Genomic DNA, 21,130 nt, shown 5'->3' on the forward strand with positions numbered 1-21,130 from the left:
TCCAGGCCGGGGTAGCGTCAGCGCCTACGCGCCCGCACGCCACCAGTCGTCGAAGGGCGTCGCCGGCACCTGGCGCTTGTGCTCCGTCGCGCGGTAGCGCGACTCGATCGCCTCGGCGACGTCGACCGGCACGTCGTGGCCCTGCAGGTACGCGTCGATCTCGGCGTAGGTGAGTCCGAGGTTCGCCTCGTCGGTCTGCCCGGGCAACTCGTCGAGCAGGTCGGCGGTGGGCGCCTTCTCGTACAGGCGGGCGGGTGCGCCGAGGTGCTCGAGCAGCTGCCGCCCCTGGCTCTTCGACAGCCCGGTGAGCGGGGTGAGGTCGACGCCGCCGTCGCCGTACTTGGTGAAGAAGCCCGTGACGGCCTCGGCCGCGTGGTCCGTGCCGACCACCAGCAGGCCGCGCTGCCCGGCGATCGCGTACTGGGCGACCATGCGCATGCGCGCCTTGACGTTGCCCTTCACGAAGTCGCTCAGCTCGACGCCCGAGGCCGCGGTGTCCTGCATGACCCCGTCGACCCCGTGCTCGATGTTCACGGTGACGCCCGGGTCGGCCGCGATGAACCGCAGGGCGAGCTGGGCGTCGTCCTCGTCGGCCTGCACGCGGTAGGGCATGCGGACGGTCGTGAACTCGGCCGGGTGCCCCTCGGCACGGAGCGACTCGACCGCGAGCTGGGTCAGGCGGCCGGCCAGGGTGGAGTCCTGCCCGCCGCTGATGGCGAGGAGGTACCCCTTCGCCTCGGTCGTCAGCAGGTAGTCGCGCAGGAACCCGACACGACGGGCGACCTCCTGCTCCGGGTCGATGGTCGGCTGGACGTTGAGGTCCGCTGCGATGGCGGCTTGGAGTTCACGCACCACCCCAGTATCACGCCGATCCGGCTCCGTGGACCGGCGGGTTCCCGAAGACGTCGGTCGGATCGACCGGGAGGTCCCGGGGCGGCGGTGACCCGATCACCACCGCCCCGGGGATCCGCGACGACCCGAACGCGTCGCGGACCCGGTGAGGCGGACGCCGGTACCCGCCGGCGCCCGTCCTGGTCAGGCGCGACGAACTCGTCGCGCCGGGATCGCGGTGGGTGGTCCGTGGTGTGGCACGGTGCCTCCTCCTCCGACGGGGTCTCCGCCGCTGATCCGCCCCCGGTGGTGAGCCGGAGGATGTGGGGCCCGTCGAACGGGCCGAGGGCGGCTGGTGAGGCCGCTTGCTGTGGAAGGTACCAGGATGCGAGCAGGGCTCGACACCCCCGTTGTGGGGTCACGACTCAAACTGCTTTGGTTGACAGTTCGATGGCTAACAGTTAGAGTCCTGATCATGCAGGCATCGGACTTCACGACACCGCTCCAGCTCATGCGGTGGATCGGATGGGCACAGCGTAAGGGCGCCGAGGAGTGGGTCCGTGAGCGCGACCTCACCCACGAGCAGTCCTTCGTGCTCGGGTACCTGCAGGAACACCCCGGCGCCATCCAGCGGGACGTCGCCGAGGCCACCCGGACCAGCGCGGCCAGCGTCTCGAGTCTCCTGCAGGGGCTCGAGCGGCGTGGCCTGATCGAACGACGACCGGACGCCACGAACGGGCGGACGAAGACGGTGCACGCCACCCAGGCGGGCATCGACCTCATCGCCGGGTTCACCGACGCGATGGTCGCCCTCGACGACTCCCTGCTCGCACCCCTCGACGAGGACGAACGCGACACCCTGCGGCGACTGCTGCAGAAGGTGACCGCGGAACTCGCGCCGCCGACCCGCTAGCCGCACCACCGCACCACCCGCGCCACCCGCACCAGCGCACCACCCGCGCCACCGCACCGACCCGTTCCACGCACCACGCGCCTCCCGGCCGGATCCGCTGGCGCGCCCTCGCGACCCCGCGATCCCGCGCCTTCCCGACCCGCGACCCTGCGATCCCGCGACCCCCTCGGTCGCGCGCTCCTCCTGCCGTGCCGGCGTCCGTCGGCGCGCCCACCGCCATGCCCGGAAGGGAACCGTCATGTCCTCCACCACCACCACCGCTGCGGCGACGAACCGCTGGTACCTCTCCGCTGCCCCGATCGCCCGAGCCCTGGTGCACCTGTGCGTGCCGATGGCCGCCGCGATGGTCGTCAGCGCCCTGTACAACGTCATCAACGCGGGCTTCATCGGCGCCCAGCACGACACGTCCCTGCTCGCCGCGATCACCTTCGGCACGCCGCTGCTCGGCCTCGTGATGGCCGTGGGCGGCGTGTTCGGCGTCGGCGGCAGCGCGTTGATGTCCCGGTTGCTCGGCGCCTCGGAACACGATCCCGACAAGGCGCGGGACATCAAGCACGTCGCCTCGTTCGCCCTGTGGGGAGCCGTCGTGACCGGAGCCGTGCTCGGCGTCGTCGGGCTCCTGCTGCTCCGCCCGCTCGTCGCCGTCCTCGGTGCCGACGCGGCAGCGGTCCCCGCCACGAGCGAGTACGTCGCCGTGATGCTCGCGTTCGTCCCCGTCCTCGCCGCGTCCTTCGCGCTCGAGCAGATCATCCGCTCCGAGGGTGCCGCGCGGCAGGCGATGATCGGCCTGGTCCTGTCCACGGTCGGCAACCTGGTGTTCGACGTCCTGTTCATCCTGGGGCTGCACTGGGGTGTCGGCGGCGCCGCACTCGCGGTGGGCCTGGCCAACGTGGTCTCGATCGCCTACTGGGTGACGTGGCTGCAGCGGAACAGCGAGAACGTCAGCTTCGCGCCGAAGTGGTTCACCCTGCGGGCGGACATCCTGAAGCCCGTGTTCGGCATCGGCGTCGGCGAGCTGCTGCAGTCCGCGTTCCTCATCGTCACGACACTCGTCCTCAACAACCTCGCCGCCGCCTACGGTGACGACCCGCTGGCAGCGATGGGCGTCGCGGTCCGCATCGCCCAGGTGCCGGAGTTCCTGGTGATGGGCGTGACCATCGGTGTGCTGCCGCTGCTCGCCTACGCGTTCGGAGCGGGTGACGCCGATCGACTCCGCTCCGGCCTGCGCGCTGCGGCCCTGACCGTCGGCGGCATCGTGCTCGTCTTCTCCGGCACCGTGTTCGTGTTCCGCGAGCAGGTCTTCACGATCTTCTCCGGTGACCACTCCGTGCTCGCGATCGGCATGACGATCCTGACGGCACAGCTCGTCGCCGCCGTCGTCAACGGGTTCACGGGGCTGCTCACCTCGCTGTTCCAGGCGACCGGGATGGTCATGCCCGCGATGGTGCTGTCGATGGCGCAGGGCGTGCTGTTCATCCCGATCGTGATCGCCGGCAACGTGTGGTTCGGGCTCGCCGGGATCATCTGGGCGCTCACCGTCACCGAGGGCATCGTGTTCGCCGCCGCGATCGTCCTCTGGCTGGCGACGCGGGGCCGCATCGCCCGAGGCCTGGCCGAGGGCAGCGCGGCACGCGCCGACGCCGCGCTGGAGGTCGCTCCCGTGGCGTGAGGCGCGTCGCCCCCGGCGTCACGCACCACGTGCGGACGGGAGGCCCGGTGCCGGTCCGGCACCGGGCCTCCCGTCCGCACGTGGTCACGTTCCGTGCGCCGCGTGCGCTTCGTGGGCTCGCTGCGTGTGTGCGCTTCGTGAGCAGGAACGGTCGGGTGCGTGCGTGCGTGCGACCCGACCGTTCCTGCTCACGAAGTGCGCTGGCGCCGCTGCCGCCGCGCGCGCTACGCGCTGCGGCCGCGCCGCAGCAGCAACACGACGACCGCGCCGGCCACCAGGACGGCCCCGGCGCCGAGGCCGATCCACACGCCCGGCGCGATGCCCGGCGACGAGGACGGAGCACCGTCCGAGGCTCCGGTGGCCGTCGCGGTGGCACTCGACGTCGGAGCGGTGCTCGCCGTCGGGGTCGGGGTGACGCTCGCGCTCGGGGTCGACACGGGCGCTGCGGCCCGGTACTCGAACGCGAGCGTGCCCTCGATCGGGTGGCCGTCCGGCGACACGTACCGCCAGAGCACCGTGTAGCGGCCCTGGTCGAGGTCGACCGCGCGGCGCATGGTCGTTCCGGAGACCGTCACGTCACCCCTGGCGACGTCGGCACCGGAAGCGTCCGTCACCTGGATCCGGAGTCCGGCGTCGAGGCCGGCGAGCGGTGCCTCGGAGAAGGTCAGGTCGACGGACTCGAGCGGTTCGGTGACGACCGCCCCGTCCGCCGGGGTACTGCTGGTCAGGGCCGAGTGGGCCGACGCGGGCTGGACACCGACGAGCGTCAGCAGTCCCGCCGCGACGATCGCCAGTGCCGCCGCCGTGGTTCGGGCTGTGCGCATGCGCAGACTCTACCGACGGTCGAGCGGCAGCCCGCTGGGGGTCAGAGCTGCTCGCCGAGGAAGTCCGCGTAGGTGGGCTCGTAGCGCGCTTCGCTGACGCTGACGAGCTGGTGGCCGGTTCCTTCGAGGCGTTCGGCGACGAGGGCGGCGAGGTCCTCGGGCGAACGGAGGCCGTGGCGGTGCCAGGCGTTCTGGATGGTGGCGGTCATGGCGACCAGCCCTTCGTCGAGATGATGCGCATCTCGGATCCGTCCGGGTCGACCCGCTGTGCCAGACCTCACAGATCGTGAGGAGCATCGTGACGACGAGTCCCTGATGACTGACCCGGTACCTCCACGCTAGGTGTTGGAAGGCGTCGCGTCGAACGCAGTGCGCTTCTCGGCCGACCGGTCGACGGCGGACGGGAGGCCCGGTGCCAGCTGGCACCGGGCCTCCCGTCATCAGGGGTCGCGCCCAGGGCGCGGGTCTGCTCGATCAGTCGGTGCCGGAGTCGAAGGCCGCGCCCTCGGAGGCGAGGTCCGTGCGACGACCCATCGCGTCCTCGGCGTCGGAGGCGACGATCGCACCGCCGAGGATCTCCTCGGCCTCGCCCGCCTCGAGCTCGCCGACGAGCTCGGCCGTCGCGCCACCGATGAGGCCCGCGGCCGCGTACTGCTCGAGCCGCGAACGGGAGTCCGCGATGTCGAGGTTGCGCATGGTGAGCTGGCCGATGCGGTCGTCCGGGCCGAAGGCGGCGTCGCCGACGCGCTCCATCGACAGCTTGTCCGGGTGGTACGACAGCGCGGGGCCCGTGGTGTCGAGGATCGTGTAGTCGTCGCCGCGACGCAGGCGCAGCGTGACCTCGCCGGTGACGGCGGAGGCGACCCAGCGCTGCAGCGACTCGCGGAGCATGAGGGACTGCGGGTCGAGCCAGCGGCCCTCGTACATCAGGCGACCGAGACGGCGGCCCTCGTTGTGGTACGAGGCGACCGTGTCCTCGTTGTGGATCGCGTTGAGCAGGCGCTCGTAGGCGATGTGCAGCAGCGCCATGCCCGGAGCCTCGTAGATGCCACGGCTCTTCGCCTCGATGATGCGGTTCTCGATCTGGTCGGACGCACCCAGGCCGTGGCGGCCACCGATGGCGTTCGCCTCGTAGACCAGGGCGACCGCGTCGGTGTGCTCGACGCCGTTGATCGCAACGGGGCGACCGGCCTCGAACCGGACGCTGACGATCTCGGTCGCGACCTCGACGTCGTCACGCCAGGCGGCGACACCCATGATCGGCTCGACGATGTCCAGGCCGCTCGACAGCTCTTCGAGGCTCTTCGCCTCGTGCGTCGCGCCCCAGATGTTCGCGTCGGTCGAGTACGCCTTCTCGGTGGAGTCGCGGTACGGGAACCCGCGGGCGACGAGCCACTCGCTCATCTCCTTGCGGCCGCCGAGCTCCTCGACGAACTCGGAGTCGAGCCACGGCTTGTAGACGCGCAGGCGCGGGTTGGCCATCAGGCCGTAGCGGTAGAACCGCTCGATGTCGTTGCCCTTGTAGGTGGAGCCGTCGCCCCAGATGTCGACACCGTCTTCCTTCATCGCGCGGACGAGCATCGTGCCCGTCACCGCGCGGCCGAGCGGCGTCGTGTTGAAGTACGTCTTGCCGCCGGAGCGGATGTGGAACGCACCGGTCTGCAGGGCGACCAAGCCCTCTTCGACCAGGGCGCTCTTCGCGTCGACCAGTCGGGCGATCTCCGCGCCGTACTCGTGGGCGCGGCTCGGGACGGCGTCGATGTCCGGCTCGTCGTACTGGCCGATGTCGGCCGTGTACGTGCAGGGGATCGCTCCCTTCTCGCGCATCCAGGCAACGGCGCAGGAGGTGTCGAGACCCCCTGAGAACGCGATGCCGACTCGTTCGCCGACGGGGAGACTGCTCAGGACCTTGGACACGGGGTCAATCGTACGGGGCCAGCGGGCTCGACTACCGTCCGGGGCGACGGTTGTGGAGAACTGGACCTGCCACAACCCGGAACCGATCCAGGGCGACCGGACAATACAGGGCATGAACCAGATCACGGGGGACCGGTCCGACTGGGCGCTGGGCGTCGCCGGGGACGGCCGTGCGGTCGGTCGGCTCTTCGACCGGCATGCGGCGCGACTTCGTCGTCACGTCCGAGCGCTCGTCCCGACGCCGGACGACGCCGACGACGTGGTCGCCGTGGTGTTCCTCAAAGCCTGGCGGAAGCGGGACCACGTCCGTTTCGTCGACGACTCGATGCTGCCGTGGCTCCTCGTCACGGCGACCAACACGGCACACAACCTGACGCGGTCGTCTCGGCGCCACCGCTCGTTCCTCGGCAGGTTCCCGGTCGACGATCCGAGGGGTTGAGCGAGCGTGAAGCCGCGAAGGTCCTCGGCGTCCCACCCGGCACCGTCAAGTCCAGGCCCCACCGTGCGAAGGCGCGGCTCCACAAGCAGTACTCGGCGACAGCGGAACCCCTCGGAGGCACACTGTGAACCACGACCAGATCTCCCCTCGTCTCGCAGCGATGCGCGACGCACTCGTCGCAGAGGTCGACGCGACCAGGGCCACAGGAGCGCCGCTCCGTCGACGTCGCCGACCGACCCGCGGCACGGTCCTGGCGATCGCGGCGGCGTTCCTGGCGGGATCGGCCGTCACGGGCGGGATCACCGCGGCTGCCCTCCCGTCGAACGACCCGGACGCCGCGCTGGAGAGCACCCTTGCGACCTCGACGCGCTACATGGTCGAGGAAGCCAACCACGCCACGATCCTCGGGACTCCGGCCTTCGCGGTCACGCAGGACGATGGTTCGTTCTCGCTCGGTGCCCGCCCCGCGGACGCCGACCAGGTGACGCTCATGTGGAAGTGCCTGGACCCGGGGACCTTCACCGTGGCCATCGACGGGACGACCATCGACGGGCCCACCCGCTGCACACCGGGCACGACCGGCGGGGTGAGCGGTGAGCATTGGAGCCTGTCCCCAGCGCCCGGTTCCGGACACTCGGCGGCGACCATCAGCATGTCGGGCGGCGGCTCCGCCCGCTACGCCGTCTGGGCCTCGTGGGTCGAGTCCGCGCCGATCGCGGAACCCTCTGCCCAGCAGCGAGCCGAGATCCGGGACGACCGGATCACCCTCGACGATTACCGCGCCGCCTTCAACCGGCTCGAGGCCTGTCTGACGCAGGCAGGACACCCGATGGACGACGTGCCGCTCTCGTGGTTCGCGAACGGGTCCTGGACGAGCCGACCGGTGGGCACGGGGCCCTGGTACCTCTACTCCACTCCGGCCGAGGGCCTCGAGGTGTTCGACACCCAGTGCTACCCGCGGGAGTTCGGCCAGGTCGACGCGCTCTGGCAGGCGGAACACCCGATGCCGGAGGACCCGCCGGCCCAGCCCACCGGCTGATGCACCATGGCGCAGAGACTCCTGCGACCGAGGAAGAGAACGAGATGACTGCCGAAGCCCTCGACGTCCGGGCGGGACTCAGCACGCTGATCGAGCGCGGTTCCGTCGCGCTCGACGCGATCGTGCAGATGACCGGGATCTCGGAGTCCGAGCTCTCCGCGTACCTGGACGGCCCAGGGACCGAGCACCAGGGCCTGACCGCCCTCGGGACCGGACTGACTCCCGACGAATCGCAGCGGCTCGCCGTCCTCGCAGCCATGCTGGCCGCAGCGCCGAGCGTGCCCGACGACGACCGCGTCCGGGGCATCCTCGAGGGTCTCACGCAGGCCTCCGGGCTGACGGTCGCGAACATCGCGTCGCTCACCGGGATCGCGGAGTCCGACCTCGACGCGTTCACGATCGATCCGACCGGGGTGAGCGCTGCCGTGAAGTACACGATCGCGACCCGAACCTCGTACCTCGTGAACACCGTCAATCTCGCGACGCCGAGCCACTGAGCGATGCCAACGTGCGGCAGGGACTCGAACCACTTCGATGTACCGGTGCGCCGAAGCGAAGCGTTCGCGAACTTTCGGACCCCCGTAAAACACCTGTCCCAGACGCTACGCGCCGGCCCGTTGGCCGAGTGCTGGCCGGGCCCGTGCATTCCGAGCCGGAGAGGCAGGAGCTCCCACGGCATAGGCGCCTCGCCCCCGCCGAAATCGACGGCCTCGCCGCGGAGCACTCGGCGGGCGGGGCCACCGTACGGCAGCTAGCGACTAGATGCGGCGCCAGCAGGAACATCGTCGCGAAGCATTTGAAGAGCCGCGGGCTGGAACTCGGGCCACAGCCGCTTACCCGCTCCGAGATCTTCCGGGTCAATAGGCTCGCCGACGCCGGCATGTCACTGAACGCGATCGGACGAGGAATCCGACGGGATCCGAAGACGGTGAAGGCGGCGCGGGCGGGAACGGATTCGGCCCAGGCGGCTTCCCCTGCGTCGGGTCGGTTACCGTCGAGCCGACCAAGCACGAGGAACGTGCAGGCGAGCTTCTGCCTGTCGATCTCTGGACGGACGACTGGAAAGACACGCACCGGCCCCGACCGATTCGACGTCCGGCCCCGCCGCACGGAAAAGGTCTCGCGACAGCAGGAATCGGATGGCCGGGCAGTTGCCCGCATCCACCATTCCTACGTCGGCGGCATGCAGGTTGGAGAGACATGCCCAGTGCTATCTGACCCGGTTCGTAAGCGAGGGCTCCCGTCTCGACGCCTCAGCGATATGGGCGAGGACCTGCGGGTCGGAAAGGTCGAGGGAGGGCGCGTAGAAACTGTGGATTTTCCACTGACCGGCGGGAGGAAAGACGGTGAAGAACTGGGGCGCACTGCGCAAAAGGAGGGCTAGGACAGGATCCCTGTTTATGTGCTCCGTCCATGACGATACGTGCAACTGCGTCGACTAAGTCACCCTCTCCGCGATCAGTGGAATGCCCTGACTCTCGATCGCTCTCTTCACCTCGGCGAAGCGCGTCTTGGGCGCGGCTAAAACCAGAAGTCTCTCAGCCCTGCTTGCACCGACGTAGAAGATCCTCCTCTGCTCCGAAGGGTCGTCAGCGATCCACCCAGCAACAACATCTTTCGAAGGAACTTTCAGAAGAACCGCTTCATACTCGTGCCCCTTTGAAGAATGGATCGTCGACCAGCTGACGAGCCCAGGACTTTCATACCTGTCTCGGGCATCGGACCAATAGTTCCAAGCATCAGAAGTCGGCTTCGCGAGCTTCGATGAGAACGAGCCATCGAAAGGACGGTCCAAATTCTGAAGATGAGGCCCGAGGATCTTCCGGATGCTTTTCCCGGCCGCATCAGCATCAGCCCAATGTGATGCCTGACCCATGAGCTGCCCGGCAACGGACCGCACCCACACTTCGTCTTTCCCAAGCAGTTCCAGTTTGTCGGACACGGAGAAATTCGATTCGCTAGTTTTCCATGTGAGAGTTTCGAGGAGAAGTCGCCCGAGCTCATTACAGGACTTCCGTCGTTGAGCCGAACTCGCACTGCCTCCGAGGACCGCTAGGTGCCGTAGTAACTGAGACGAGAAAGCTCGTCCCGTCGGGGCGGCGACTCGCTCACTGGAGGCTAGTTTCCGAGCATCGGCCGCGGAATGCGCCAGTACGACGCGCTCACCGTGTGGAACAGACCACTCTTCGGCGAGTTCTAAAAAGCGCGTCTTGATCGCCTCATCGGAACCCGACAGAAGGTAAATCGTCGGCGGGTCGAGCTTCGGCCCGCGATCATCATGCGGGACGACGTCCTTGTTCCCGTGGAATCGCAACGAGGAGATCAGCTTGCAGATGGACTCCGAAGATCTGTAGTTGACAGTGAAGCCAACGACGTTTGCATCAGCAACCAAGGCCCTGTAGTCCTCATAAGTCCGGTCTTCCGCATGCCTGAATCCGAAGATCGCCTGATCCGGATCCGCAACGACCGTTACATGCATGCCCGCGGCTGCCAGTAAGGACAGAATCTCGTGTTCGATCGCGGAGCAATCTTGAAACTCGTCGACGATCAGCTCCGAGAATCGGTTTTTCAGCACGCGCAGTAGAGGCACGCCGGAATCGGACCTGAGAATTTCGAGTGCCCGATAACGCGCAGAATCGCTGTCGTATGTACCGGCATTATTAAGCCCCTGAATTCGGAGAATTCCCTTGGATACGAAAGTCAACTTTTGCGCGACAGTGGCCCGAGCGAGATATCTAGAGTCGTCCCCCGTTGCCGCGTCTTCGCGGAAGTGAATCTGCCCAGAACTGTCATGCGAAAAAAGCGCCAATCTGACCACTTCATAGGCGTTCGTCCCGATCTTGACGGTACGAGCATACTGAGCGAGCTCATCCCAGGACTGCAGATACCTCGGACTCTTGCCGAGTCTCGAGATTTCGACGGGAGTAACTATGTAGCGGTGTATGAACGTGTCGATCGTGCCGACGAAGTTTGGGGCTTGCAGGGCCCCGGGGTTGTCGCCACATCGGGCCGACACCTCGTCGACAGCCGCGTTGGTGAAAGAGGTCAGGGCAACGCCACGAGACGACTTTGCGACGAGCTGCCTGTAGCGCTCAACCACGGCGCGAGTCTTACCCGCCCCCGGACACGCTTCGATCAATTGAACATTCGCAGCGAGCGCTAGAAGCTGTGCGTCCGAAAGCGATCCGTCAGAAGGGGGCATCGTCATCCTTAGAGCCGTCCAGCACCGGCTCGAGGGGGTCAGCTCCCTCGATGACCACCGCCTTGATGGCGTCTTCCAAGTAGCCGGGAACGACGAAGCCTTCCGCCTGGTCTGCAAGCGCCTCAGCGACTATCTGAGAGAAGTCGCCCTTGCCGATTTCCAAAGAACCGTCGTTCAAGGCGTCTCGGAAGCGAAGCCCCCTACCGGCATCATCCCCCGCGGCGACCGCCTCCCATTTCTTTGCTGATTTCGGATGGACCCCGAGGTACGCGGCCTTCAGGAGGGTGTCATTCTCCTTCTTAGCAAAGAGGTCAGCTTCCATCGTGTGAGTCCCAACGGCTATCGTGAGGATGCCCGCCTCCATCTGGGTTGCCCAGTCCGCTTCGTAAGTCGTCTTGCGATCTTGTCCGGGCGTTGCCTCGCCCTTCTCGTCTCCATCAGTGACGACGACGATCTTGTCGACGAGCGGGAAGGCGCCGCCCAGTAGGAGTTTTAAGTAGGGCGCGAAGTCAACACCGTCGACTGGGATGATGGAAGCCCCTCTTAGCTGACGAAGCGACGCCTCGTCGCCCTTCAGGACCAAGCTTTCGGCAAGCGCCGAAATTACTACTGCGTCGGCGATGCCTTCAACGAGGATCACCTGCCGAGCGAAAACTAGTGCGGATCGCGTCGCATTGAGGTATCGATCAATTTTGCGCTGCTCGACTGGCTTCAGCGCGGAATCTGTCAGCGGCCTGGCCTTCGTCGACCAGGTCTCCGAGTCGTCAGACTGGCGCGAGACAGCAACGATATTTGTCGTCGAAACGGAACTTGAGAGGTTCGGCGAATGAGTGGTTACGACGACCTGAATGATTCCAGCCGGCTCGAGTCCGTCACGCGTTTTGTTTCGGCTTTCGCGAGCTCGTGCGCGGAGATATTCGAGGAGAACCGCCTGAAGCTGAGGATGCAGATGCGCCTCGGGCTCTTCCACCAAGAGAACTGTCAGATCGTGCTCATGGGCCCGAGAAAGTTGTACGACGACCATGGCGACGTACAGAAGGTTTGCATACCCCAGTCCAGCCGTTGCGATCTCCGCAGGCTGAATACCTCTTTCCGAAAGCATCATTCGGATCAGCCCCGCGAGGCGCCTCAGTTCGTGCGTACGTCCTCCTACATGCGCTTCATGTCCTCGAGAGGGATGCGTGAGCTGTTCGAGCTCGGCCTGTACGGCCATCTTGACTCCCTGAGGAAGCGGAAGGGCCGAGATCGCTGCTACGAGCTCGTTGGCCTCAGCCCTGAACTTCTCCGTGTTGTCGTCGGAGAGCACTCGGAGCACCTCAGCGAGCCGCCTCCCATCTCCAGAGCCGATTTCTCTGACTGCGTCTCGAAGCGGCGGAAGATAGACGTGCGCCACTCGTTCGCGAAGGCCCGGCTCTGCGTCTGAAGACATCTCGTCACCCACCGACAGTTGGTAACTTGATTTTCCCGGAAATGATGGCTTTGGAACGAAGGACGTGCGCAGAATAAGATCCTCATGGGGATCAACGATTTGCGCTAGGAAAACAGCTTTGTCACTGTCGTCAAGATCCGTGAATCGCACCGCCATGTGAACCGTCGGATCAACGAGCCCGTAAGTTGAATCCCGTTCTGCATCGAACCAGTAGGTGCGGTTCTCCAGGGCTGGCGAAGTCGCGAGCCGAAGGGCATCGATGATGGCTGACTTCCCGGACGCATTCTCGCCCACGAGGACAGTTAGGCTCTCATCGAAATCCACAGATGTCGACACGCACGATCTAAAGTTGCTCAGCGTAAGTCGCGAAAGACGCATATTCCCCCATTTCTGACGTTTCTTATTGTGATGCACCGACGTTTGGTGGAATAGCGTCAAATCGACAACATCAGCGGTACATTGCTCAGGGGTGACGAACCGGCACGAAGGCCCGAGGTCGACGCACCGGCGACCACCCCCTGACGGAACAACAACTTATCGACATGAGTGGGCGAATCGGCCAGCGACGCACGAGCAATGAAAAAGTCCGACGCAGCCGGGCTGATCGGACTGTTCGAACCCCTGTTATAAGGAATTCGTATTCATAATATTGGTGCCCCTGGAGGGACTCGAACCCCCAACCGTTTCCTTAGGTTACTTCACTCCCGGGCATTCCTGGCGCTACCCGAATATCTGGTCTGACCAGGCATTTCGTTCGGAACCGGTCGGACACCGTCTCCCGGGTTTTCCCGTTGATTCCCGGCCGTTCCCGCCATAAACGTTGACCAAAGCGTTGACCTCGTCGCCGTGTGTGCGGTGAAGCCGCAGGTGCGACCGGCCCCAGAGGTGGGCCAAGGCGACTTCCCGCGCTGTAGCCGCTCCTACGCACCGTACAAGACACCTTCCCACGGTGCGTCTGTGAAACAGAAGAAGCGCGAGCCCGGTGGGGCTCACGCTTCTTCTGCCGCTCCTACGGCCGCGGTTCAGATCACCTCATCGCGGTATGCGGGCTGCCCGTAGCTCAGGCCCTCCCACCGCACTTCGATTGGCCAGCCGCCGCCCTTCGTGACGACCCCACGCGTACCACCGGCCACGAACGACCTGCTCATGCCGCCGTGATCCTTCGCTGCCGCCACGACCGTGCCCGCCGAGATTGCCATGCTGTGCTCCCTTCACCGTGGGCCGCCACCCGGCCCCGCCCACCCTGCTTATGCGCGGACTCCGACCGTCAGCGGTCGACGGTACGATTCCTGCCCCACCCGACCCGCCGACCGGAAGGCAGCCGCCGTGATTCTCGACCCCCGCATCGCTGTGTCCGGCGACTGGCACGGGCGGCTGGACCTCGCGCCGGCCGCCATCGACACGGTCGCCGCGGCCGGCGTCCGCACGCTTGTCCAGCTTGGTGACTTGCAGATGCTCTTTCACGGGACCGCGCATGAGCATGAGCGACTCCGGAGGCTATCCGCGCACCTTGAGCTTCGCGGCGTTCAGTTGCTCGTGGTGCCCGGTAATCACGACGGGTACACAGCGATCAACAGGCTCCCCACCGACAGTGAAGGCGTGCGTCGTTTCGACGAACGCATCGGTTTCCTCCCCCGTGGCTGGCGAGCGCGGACCGCGACAGGCACGACCGTGGCGGCGCTGGGCGGTGCGAACAGCATTGATGTCAGCACCAGGGGTCAGCAGCTTTTCGAGGACTCGCTGCCGAACTGGTGGCCGGAAGAGTCCATTACCGAAGCGGACCTCACCGCCCTCGGCCACGAGCCCGTCGACCTGCTACTCGGCCACGATGCGCCGACGTCCAGGGCGCTGGGTGAGGTGCTTGAACGCACGGACCACCTGTGGGATCCGGCGGGGCTTGAGTACAGCAAGCGTGGTCAGCGGATGTTCCACCGAGGGTTTCTGCAGGTGAAGCCGCGGCTGGTCGTTTCAGGGCACTACCACCTGAATTTGGAGACGGTGGAGTCCTACGTCGGCGACGACGGTGCATCGTTCGAATCACGAAGCGTCATCCTCAACAAGCTGGGGTTGGGGCCAGCTAACGCGGTCGTAGACCTTCCGGACCTAAGCGTCGAGCTACTCGAAGAATGAGGGTTCGGCGTCGGCCGAGCATAGGGGGCATCCCTGCCGACGCTCGGCGCTGCGAGGACGACACCGAGTCAGGGTGGGCTGCGGCGGCCAGCGGCCACGTCGGCCCAGAAATCCTCTGCCACGTGCGTCGTATGAAGGGAGCTGTGAAGCGAGCCTTCCGCACATGCCCATGCTGTGGCGTCGAGAGCCTGCGCCGGGATGAGGATGGCGCCCTTCTGGATGCGAGCCACCCAGCCCGGCCGTACCAGGAGCCGTTGGATACGCGCGGAAGAACCAGCCGGTTTCACACGCTGGTACCGGCTCCCGCGGGTGCCGTACGAGAAGTTCACTTCGACGGCGAGCCGCCCGTCCGGGAGGGTAAGAAGCTGCACCGCAGTGAGCGCCTCCTCTTCGCCAGGCCGGTGCGCGGTGATACGAGCGGCAGAGCCGGGCTCCGCTTGCGCCAGCGCTGCAATGTGCTTCTCGAGCACGACCCACTCGACGGTCGCGCCTGCGTCGGTGACCAGCGTTGCGGTCGGCACCAGCTCCCAGGTCATGTGGAAGGTATGCGCGGAAGCAGTTCCCGCCTCACACTGCCGCCGGAACGCGGCGTCAGCCGGTCGCGCGCTGCTCGTTTCGAGCGGTTGAAAGTAGCGTCCCCGCCGAGCCCATGAACGCGCTGGAGCGATGAATCCCGGTCAGGGCGCCGAATCGTGGCGCGACGTGTAGAACCTCCAGCGAGCCACCGCCTGTCCAGGAGAACTGGCCGGTGATGCCTCCACTATCTTCTCCGCGAACCACCTTCAAGAGGCGCGGAAGCGTGAAGTCGAGCACAGTCTGAGTGTTGCGTTCGACCGTCACCCAGCGACGTCGCATCTTATGGGCAGCCGCCGCAGTCGTTCCAGACCCTGCGAACAGGTCGACGACGAGCTCGTGCGGGTTCGTTGCGATGTGGATGACACGTTCGAGGAGTTCTTCGGGCTTCGGCGTGTCGAAAACACTGGTGTCAGGGAACAGTTCCATCAAGTGCCGCTTCGCGTCGTCGTTCGTGCCCACGTCGGCCGCCCCCCAGACCGTGAAGGGCACGAGGCCGCGTAGCTGGTGGGCAAAGAGTTTGATTCGAGGGGAGCCGCTCCCGTTCCGGGGAAAGAAGATGCGGTCGTCCGCGAGCAGGTCTTCGAACGTCTTCGCCGTGGCGTACCAGGACCGGCCTCGAGGCGGGCGAAGCACTTCACCCGATGGTGTGACGATGTCGTACTGCTGAGCTTTACGGTAGCCGGGCGCGGTGAAAGGCGCATCAGCCCACGGCCCGCGAGGGTCGTCGTCGCGGTTCCGCAGCAGCGCCTCATCCTTGGTGAGCAGGTTTCGGCTGGCTTTCCAGCGCCGCGGCCCGCTCGGAGCGTAGACGAGGAGGGTGTCGTGGTTGGAGCTGAACGCGGATCGCGACTCCCGACTGGTCCGCTTCTGCCAGACCACAGAAGCAACGAATGCGCTCTCGCCGAAGACCTCGTCCATGATTGCGCGCGCTCGGTGCACCTCGCTGTCGTCAAGGTGCACCCACACGGACGCGTCCTCGCGGAGGTGTGGCCTCAAGGCATCCAGGCGATCCCGCAGCATCGACAACCACATCGGCCGCGCGAGCGAGTCGCCGTACTGATTGAACGTCTTCTGCGTATTGAACGGAGGGTCGATGTAGACGAGCCGGATGCCGTCGCCGAGTACCGGGGTAGCACCGAGTGCTTCAAGGGCATCGAGTCCGTCACCGACGACAAGCACGTTCGACCGAGCGCTGAGTCCATCGCATGCCCCCTCGACCTTGAGGGGCTTCGAAAGGCGGCAGTCTGTCCGTTGAACCCACTCATACGAGGTGAGGCCGGAGGCGCGCAACGAGAGGTCCTTGTTCGGCCAGACCAGCTCCACCGCGTCGTTCATCGCTTCGTGCACTCCCGTTCTATGCGCGGACACGCTCCCGTGTCGGTGGCTCCGCCGACACTACGATGGCACTAGCCAGCGACGTTCTTCAGCAGGCGCGACGGGAGCCACCATCATCGAGCAGACACTGCCCAGCCGGTCCGAGGTCGGACCCCTCACGGTGAAGCCGTTCATCCGCTGGGCCGGCGGCAAGACCCGTCTCCTGCCGAAGATCCTGCCGCATGTGCCCGAGTCCTTCCGCAACTACCACGAACCGTTTCTGGGCGGCGGCGCGATGTTCTTCGGTGTTCGAGACCGTATCAATGGCCGCGCCCACCTCGCAGACCTGAACGGTCACCTCGTCAACGCGTGGGTTGCGATGCGGGATTCACAGGCGCTGCTTCGGCCCCTTCTCGATGCACACAAGAAGCGCGACTCGAAGGAGTACTACTACGAGGTCCGAGCCCAAGCACCATCCGGTGCGATAGAGCAGGCAGCACGCTTCCTCTACCTGAACGCGACGTCGTGGAACCACCTCTGGCGGGAGAACTCGAAGACCGGCGCGATGAACGTCCCTTGGGGCGACCGGCCGTTCAAAGGATTCACGGACGACGCCTTCGACGCGCTCGAACGGACTCTCTCAATCGCTGACGTCCGACACGAAGACTTCCGAGAGTCGTTGAGTCGCGCGCAACCCGGGGACTTCGTCTACCTCGACCCGCCGTACCTGCCGCTCTTCTCGAAGCCAGGCCTCGAGAAAGAGCCCACAGCGAAGTTCAACAAGTACACAGCGAAGGTGTTCGGTCTCGCAGACTTGAAGGAGCTCGCGGAGATCTGTCACGAGCTGAGCGACCGTGACGTGAAGTGGGTCATGTCGAACCGTGACTCGGACGGGGTACGGCAGCTCTTCTCGGACGCCACTATCGTCGGATTCACAACCCACCGCTCTCTTGCCGCGCAGTCGAAGCGCGAAGTGGAGTCTCACCACTCCCCGGAGGCGGTCATCATCGGAAGGTAGCCATGCCGTATCAGCCCGTCGAAGCCGTGTTCGTCGTGTTCTACGGGCTCGCGGCGCACAAGGCAACCTATGGTCGCTTGTCGGGTGGATACTCGAAGGACTACCTGCAGCTCACGCAGGACGAGGCACTCCGGCAAGCTCTCCTACGGCTCTTCCCGAGTCCGACCACTGCGGATGACTCGATTCCGATCACCTATGTGTGGCCCAATGGGGAGCAGAGCGGCTTCATCAAGCTCAAGTCTGCGGACAGACCACACCTGGCATGGCCGTTCTCCGAAGCTCCCCTACCGTGGAAGATGAGTCCAGCGCCGTCGGCGTCCGGGCCCGAGACACTGCTCGGAGACCCAAGTCACACCGATCAAGCGGACGCCACTCGGGAGTACGACAAGTGGGTCGCGTCCGGCGATGATGCGTATCTCGTCGCCGTCAAGCTCCGCGAAGAGCCCGACCGGTTACATGTACGCACGTACGTTCGCGGCTCGGCAAACCGGCTCGACTACGCAGACGTCAGTCACCTTCCTGACGATGTTCGCGATTTGGTCGAGTCCACTACCAGGACCCGCGCCTTTGCGTGGGCCACATTCGACGATGGAGCGATGGTGCCGCCGGGCCTCGCCGCTGCAGTAGAGAAGTTGGACGAGAACCCAAGCTTGCTACTCGTCGGCCCGCCAGGCACCGGTAAGACGGTTCTTCTCGAGGCGCTGGTCGACTTCGTCACGAACCCACGGCAGACCATCTACTTCGATCCAGACGCGAATCATGACGCCTGGGACGTCCGTTCGGGTGGCGAACCGGGCAAGGCACGCTCTGTCGTGCTCCACCCCAGCTACCAGTACGACAATCTGGTCGTGGGCCTATTGCCGGAGCCCTCGGAGAGCGGGGGCGTCGGAGTCCGGGTGTCGCCGGGCCCGTTGGTGAGCCTGGCACACTACGCGTCGGAGAACGGGCGCCGGGCGCTCCTCGTGCTGGACGAATTCAACCGTGCGAACGCAGCCGCGGTCCTCGGCGACACCCTCGCGTTGCTAGACAAAGACAAGCGCAGTCAAGCCTTCATCGATCTACCGTACGCCGACATGACTATCGAGGTTCCGAACGAGTTCGAGGCCAACGGCACCACAACCGTTCCGCACTCTTTCACGCTCCCAAAGGACCTGTGGATCGTTGCTGCGATGAACACCTCGGACCGTTCGGTTGCCCCCCTCGATGCTGCCCTTCGACGACGATTCACCATCGTTGAGGTGCCACCCGACTATGACCTCCTCAGCGAACGCCTAGGTGCCGACGAGGACCTCGACCTGTCCGTGGATGTGGCCGGCTGGACCGTCGGGCATGTCGGATCGCTCGCGGTGCACCTTCTTCGCGAGCTCAACCGGCGCATCGACGCGGTGCTTGGACCGGACTTCCGGCTGGGGCACTCGAACTTCTGGCACGTGGGTGGCCCGACGGTTGATGACGCCCTTCTCTCACTGGCTTCCGCGTTCGACCATCGAGTCGTACAGTCGCTTCGCTTGTCTCTGCAGGATGACGACGGCTCGCTCGCGGCGATCTTCCGTGCAGGACCGGCGGATCAGCCCACCTCCCGGGCGAATAGCGTGGCGACCTGGGTACAGCCAGACCCCGAGCTCAACGCATTTGCGTCAGACCGGCTGCATTTCCGTGACATCTCGACGCTCAACGCCGACCAATCGCTCAACGAGTTACTGGCCCAGGCAAGACTGAAGTGACGACGCGCCTGCACTTTGACGAACTGGTCGCGCAACAGGTCTCCAACGAGCGCCTCAGCTACTTCCACCAGGCGGGCTCGTCACTCAACGTGGCGCTGCGACCTCGCCGGCCTGTCCTGTCGGTCGAGAACGGTTCTGTCCGATTCCAGAACCTCGTCGGCTCCGCGCTGCTCCCCACCGGAGAAATCGTCGAAGTCGCACCGAAGGTCGAGACGACCGACAACTGGCCCCTCGCGGTCGTTCAGCTACTCGAACCATCGACACGCATAGCTGTCACGGGTTCTCAACGCTCGCAGGCGTCTACTCGACGGGACGACCTCACGGCAGCCCTCGCGCTCGAGTACGCCCGCCGTCTCGAATCTGCGTTGAGCACTTCAGGCCCACTCGAGACGTACGAGCGACCCACGACGCGAAGTAAGCGGCTGAACGGCCACCTCGAAGTCACACGCTGGCTGCGGACTGCGCCACTCGATCCGACGACTTTCGTTGTCACACGTGACGAACTCACTCCAAGAAACGACTTCACCCGCGGGCTGTCGCTCGTGGCGGGGTGGCTCGGGCGAACGGCGTCGGGCGAGCTCGGTTCGCGCCTGCGCCGGCTACAGACTGCGGTCATCCCCGCGAGCCCGGTGCCGACGTACGTCAACCCCGCAGTCGCTCGACAACGAATCCCCTCGCAGTGGGCGAAGTACCGACCAGCGTGGGACATCGCCGCACCACTCCTACGCCACCTGTCTGTTGTCGGCGACCCCGGTCGCGCCGCCGGTCTGGAGGTCGCGGTAGAGCCCTGGCCGTTGCTCGAGACAGCGCTTGAACGAGCGTTGCGCGCGATGGCTGCGACGATCGACGGTGTGACCGTAGACCCGAAGACGAACCACACCTTGCTGAGCCGGAATGGCAGTCGTTCAGTTTCCGTGATTCCCGACGGTGCCATCCGCCTCCACGGGGAGGTACGGGCGACGTTCGAGTGCAAGTACACGCGGCCTGGTAGGAACCCGTACGACGACCATGTCCACCAGGCCTTGGCGACTGCCGCTGCGCTTCGTTCACCGTCGTCGGTCCTCGTCTATCCCGGAGACGACCCGCCGGTTCGATACGACGTCGCCGGCTTTCTCGGTTCGCCGGTGGAGCTCATCACGGTCGGCCTCAGCCTCTTCTCCTACAAGCGTGGAAGCGGAGACGCCCTTCGCGCGGATCGTCTCTGGCGGCTGCTCCAGGACCGCGGAGCAGCCCCGCCGCTCGCTTGACTCCAAGGCAGCGACCGATGACGTGACAGAGCGACCTTCGGCAGCAGCGGCGCCGCCTACGGTGCGCACCCTTTGGATCAGGGTGTCGTCATCAGACGCGTCCGTATTGTCGGAAGAGCGCCTGCCCTCCAAGAACGAGCTCACGCCACGGCACCTGTTCCGCAGTAGTAGGTCGGCGCGGCATCAGGGGACCGTCCACGCTGCGATGACCGCATCCCTGGCTGCGTCGAATCCGGGACCACGCCGTGCTCACGATTCACGCTTCAACGGACTAGCACTGCCTATGCGTCGATACAGGGTGGCCCTGCTCATCCCGAGATCCCGCGCCACTTGGGCTGCCGGCACACCGGCTTCGATGAGTCGAACGGCGCTGGCAATCGCCGAATCTGTGTACAACCGCCGACGCCCACCAAGATCACCGCCAGCGGCGCGCCTCTTCGCGACGCTGTCCCGGATGCGCTCCCGCTTGATTTCGAGTTCCATCGTGGCCAGCGCACTCATGACCGTGAACACCATGGCGCCCATCGGCGTTGCTGTATCCACTTCCCCACCGCCGAGGTTCAGTACCCGCAACCCCACCCCGCCGGCGCGGAGTTCCGCTGCGAGGTCGAGCAGATTCTGAGTGCTGCGGCCCAAGCGGTCCAAGGTTGTGACAAGGAGGGTGTCTCCATCGCGGAGAGTCCGACGAGCAGCATCGAACGCGGGGCGTGAGGCTTTCCCGCCGGAAACGCCGGAGTCGACGTAGAGGTCAGCGGGAAAGACGCCAGCGTTGAGAAGGTCTTGCTCCTGCCGGTCAGTCCGCTGTGTCCCGGTGCTCACACGTGCGTATCCGATCAACTTAGCGGTCATGTGCTGCTC

At 65.8% G+C, this 21,130-nt stretch carries 20 protein-coding genes; 10 read left to right on the forward strand and 10 right to left on the reverse strand.

All coding sequences use genetic code 11. From position 1 onward, the window contains the following. Window positions 1–24: 24 nt before the first annotated feature. Window positions 25–852, reverse strand: coding sequence for an NAD(+) synthase (nadE, locus tag DEJ29_RS15565; RefSeq protein ID WP_111095345.1), 828 nt, complete (start codon window positions 850–852; stop codon window positions 25–27). A 454-nt stretch (window positions 853–1,306) separates the two neighbouring features. Between nadE and DEJ29_RS15570 the strand changes: the two genes are divergently transcribed. Both DEJ29_RS15570 and DEJ29_RS15575 read left to right on the forward strand, forming a co-directional pair. After that, on the forward strand, window positions 1,307–1,744 hold the full coding sequence (locus DEJ29_RS15570) for a MarR family winged helix-turn-helix transcriptional regulator (RefSeq protein ID WP_220037344.1): 438 nt from the start codon (window positions 1,307–1,309) through the stop codon (window positions 1,742–1,744). Window positions 1,745–1,982: 238 nt separating this feature from the next. Further along, window positions 1,983–3,413: an MATE family efflux transporter gene (locus DEJ29_RS15575; RefSeq protein ID WP_111095311.1), complete on the forward strand. Its 1,431-nt coding sequence runs from the start codon at window positions 1,983–1,985 to the stop codon at window positions 3,411–3,413. A gap of 224 nt (window positions 3,414–3,637) precedes the next feature. Here DEJ29_RS15575 and DEJ29_RS15580 read toward each other — a convergent pair whose 3' ends face one another. From DEJ29_RS15580 to argG, 3 genes are all read right to left on the reverse strand, one after another. Then, window positions 3,638–4,237, reverse strand: coding sequence for a copper resistance CopC family protein (locus tag DEJ29_RS15580; RefSeq protein WP_111095310.1), 600 nt, complete (start codon window positions 4,235–4,237; stop codon window positions 3,638–3,640). A 41-nt stretch (window positions 4,238–4,278) separates the two neighbouring features. Beyond that, window positions 4,279–4,446 (reverse strand): hypothetical protein, encoded by a 168-nt coding sequence (locus DEJ29_RS15585; RefSeq protein ID WP_155896891.1) that lies wholly within the window; start codon window positions 4,444–4,446, stop codon window positions 4,279–4,281. A 265-nt stretch (window positions 4,447–4,711) separates the two neighbouring features. Further along, window positions 4,712–6,154, reverse strand: a complete 1,443-nt coding sequence (gene argG / locus DEJ29_RS15590) for an argininosuccinate synthase (protein WP_111095309.1) — start codon at window positions 6,152–6,154, stop codon at window positions 4,712–4,714. A gap of 112 nt (window positions 6,155–6,266) precedes the next feature. On the opposite strand from argG, the gene DEJ29_RS15595 reads away from it, so the two are divergent. From DEJ29_RS15595 to DEJ29_RS15610, 4 genes are read left to right on the forward strand one after another with little or no spacing between them, the layout of a single operon-like run. Continuing rightward, window positions 6,267–6,593: an RNA polymerase sigma factor gene (locus tag DEJ29_RS15595; RefSeq protein WP_258375969.1), complete on the forward strand. Its 327-nt coding sequence runs from the start codon at window positions 6,267–6,269 to the stop codon at window positions 6,591–6,593. Further along, a complete protein-coding gene (locus DEJ29_RS15600; protein WP_258375968.1) occupies window positions 6,590–6,721 on the forward strand; it encodes an RNA polymerase sigma factor in 132 nt (43 codons plus the stop codon). Before DEJ29_RS15595 ends, DEJ29_RS15600 begins: the two co-directional genes overlap by 4 nt. Beyond that, complete coding sequence (locus tag DEJ29_RS15605; RefSeq protein WP_146248363.1) at window positions 6,718–7,632, forward strand: hypothetical protein; 915 nt, start codon at window positions 6,718–6,720, stop codon at window positions 7,630–7,632. Before DEJ29_RS15600 ends, DEJ29_RS15605 begins: the two co-directional genes overlap by 4 nt. Window positions 7,633–7,676: 44 nt before the next feature. Further along, window positions 7,677–8,129 carry an HTH domain-containing protein gene (locus tag DEJ29_RS15610; RefSeq protein WP_111095306.1) on the forward strand — a complete coding sequence of 151 codons (453 nt, stop codon included), beginning with the start codon at window positions 7,677–7,679 and terminating at the stop codon, window positions 8,127–8,129. A gap of 941 nt (window positions 8,130–9,070) precedes the next feature. Here the strand turns inward: DEJ29_RS15610 and DEJ29_RS15615 are convergent. The 3 genes from DEJ29_RS15615 to DEJ29_RS15625 form a co-directional block, all read right to left on the reverse strand. After that, window positions 9,071–10,840, reverse strand: a complete 1,770-nt coding sequence (locus tag DEJ29_RS15615; protein ID WP_111095305.1) for a UvrD-helicase domain-containing protein — start codon at window positions 10,838–10,840, stop codon at window positions 9,071–9,073. Continuing rightward, complete coding sequence (locus DEJ29_RS15620) at window positions 10,821–12,641, reverse strand: ATP-dependent nuclease (RefSeq protein ID WP_111095304.1); 1,821 nt, start codon at window positions 12,639–12,641, stop codon at window positions 10,821–10,823. Before DEJ29_RS15620 ends, DEJ29_RS15615 begins: the two co-directional genes overlap by 20 nt. A 644-nt stretch (window positions 12,642–13,285) precedes the next feature. Beyond that, a complete protein-coding gene (locus tag DEJ29_RS15625) occupies window positions 13,286–13,462 on the reverse strand; it encodes a hypothetical protein (RefSeq protein WP_173168803.1) in 177 nt (58 codons plus the stop codon). 127 nt (window positions 13,463–13,589) lie between these two features. Here DEJ29_RS15625 and DEJ29_RS15630 point away from each other — a divergent pair, with 127 nt between their 5' ends. Continuing rightward, complete coding sequence (locus tag DEJ29_RS15630) at window positions 13,590–14,393, forward strand: metallophosphoesterase family protein (protein ID WP_181438221.1); 804 nt, start codon at window positions 13,590–13,592, stop codon at window positions 14,391–14,393. Window positions 14,394–14,461: 68 nt separating this feature from the next. Here DEJ29_RS15630 and DEJ29_RS15635 read toward each other — a convergent pair whose 3' ends face one another. Both DEJ29_RS15635 and DEJ29_RS15640 read right to left on the reverse strand, forming a co-directional pair. Then, window positions 14,462–14,929, reverse strand: a complete 468-nt coding sequence (locus tag DEJ29_RS15635) for a hypothetical protein (protein WP_111095302.1) — start codon at window positions 14,927–14,929, stop codon at window positions 14,462–14,464. 55 nt (window positions 14,930–14,984) lie between these two features. Next, entirely contained in the window at window positions 14,985–16,316 is a 1,332-nt protein-coding gene (locus DEJ29_RS15640) for a site-specific DNA-methyltransferase (RefSeq protein ID WP_220037343.1), read from the reverse strand. Between the two features lie 148 nt (window positions 16,317–16,464). Between DEJ29_RS15640 and DEJ29_RS15645 the strand changes: the two genes are divergently transcribed. Genes DEJ29_RS15645 through DEJ29_RS15655 form a run of 3 tightly spaced genes read left to right on the forward strand, consistent with a single transcriptional unit; the run spans window position 16,465 to window position 20,272 of the window. Beyond that, window positions 16,465–17,301 (forward strand): DNA adenine methylase, encoded by an 837-nt coding sequence (locus tag DEJ29_RS15645; RefSeq protein WP_181438220.1) that lies wholly within the window; start codon window positions 16,465–16,467, stop codon window positions 17,299–17,301. 2 nt (window positions 17,302–17,303) lie between these two features. Beyond that, entirely contained in the window at window positions 17,304–19,025 is a 1,722-nt protein-coding gene (locus DEJ29_RS15650) for an McrB family protein (RefSeq protein WP_111095300.1), read from the forward strand. After that, entirely contained in the window at window positions 19,022–20,272 is a 1,251-nt protein-coding gene (locus DEJ29_RS15655; RefSeq protein ID WP_181438219.1) for a 5-methylcytosine restriction system specificity protein McrC, read from the forward strand. Before DEJ29_RS15650 ends, DEJ29_RS15655 begins: the two co-directional genes overlap by 4 nt. Before the next feature lie 249 nt (window positions 20,273–20,521). On the opposite strand, the gene DEJ29_RS15660 is transcribed toward DEJ29_RS15655, so the two are convergent. Further along, a complete protein-coding gene (locus DEJ29_RS15660) occupies window positions 20,522–21,121 on the reverse strand; it encodes a recombinase family protein (protein WP_111095298.1) in 600 nt (199 codons plus the stop codon). Window positions 21,122–21,130 lie beyond the last annotated feature (9 nt).

It is taken from the genome of Curtobacterium sp. MCPF17_021, assembly GCF_003234605.2.
GTDB lineage: Bacteria > Actinomycetota > Actinomycetes > Actinomycetales > Microbacteriaceae > Curtobacterium > Curtobacterium flaccumfaciens.

Excerpts from the sequence above, each read along its gene's own strand:
- DEJ29_RS15570 (WP_220037344.1), top strand. The coding sequence starts at position 1,307 with ATGCAGGCATCGGACTTCACGACACCGCTCCAGCTCATGCGGTGGATC.
- DEJ29_RS15575 (WP_111095311.1), top strand. The coding sequence starts at position 1,983 with ATGTCCTCCACCACCACCACCGCTGCGGCGACGAACCGCTGGTACCTC.
- DEJ29_RS15580 (WP_111095310.1), bottom strand. The coding sequence starts at position 4,237 with ATGCGCACAGCCCGAACCACGGCGGCGGCACTGGCGATCGTCGCGGCG.
- DEJ29_RS15585 (WP_155896891.1), bottom strand. The coding sequence starts at position 4,446 with ATGACCGCCACCATCCAGAACGCCTGGCACCGCCACGGCCTCCGTTCG.
- DEJ29_RS15595 (WP_258375969.1), top strand. The coding sequence starts at position 6,267 with ATGAACCAGATCACGGGGGACCGGTCCGACTGGGCGCTGGGCGTCGCC.
- DEJ29_RS15610 (WP_111095306.1), top strand. The coding sequence starts at position 7,677 with ATGACTGCCGAAGCCCTCGACGTCCGGGCGGGACTCAGCACGCTGATC.
- DEJ29_RS15615 (WP_111095305.1), bottom strand. The coding sequence starts at position 10,840 with ATGACGATGCCCCCTTCTGACGGATCGCTTTCGGACGCACAGCTTCTA.
- DEJ29_RS15620 (WP_111095304.1), bottom strand. The coding sequence starts at position 12,641 with ATGCGTCTTTCGCGACTTACGCTGAGCAACTTTAGATCGTGCGTGTCG.
- DEJ29_RS15625 (WP_173168803.1), bottom strand. The coding sequence starts at position 13,462 with ATGGCAATCTCGGCGGGCACGGTCGTGGCGGCAGCGAAGGATCACGGC.
- DEJ29_RS15635 (WP_111095302.1), bottom strand. The coding sequence starts at position 14,929 with ATGACCTGGGAGCTGGTGCCGACCGCAACGCTGGTCACCGACGCAGGC.
- DEJ29_RS15650 (WP_111095300.1), top strand. The coding sequence starts at position 17,304 with ATGCCGTATCAGCCCGTCGAAGCCGTGTTCGTCGTGTTCTACGGGCTC.
- DEJ29_RS15660 (WP_111095298.1), bottom strand. The coding sequence starts at position 21,121 with ATGACCGCTAAGTTGATCGGATACGCACGTGTGAGCACCGGGACACAG.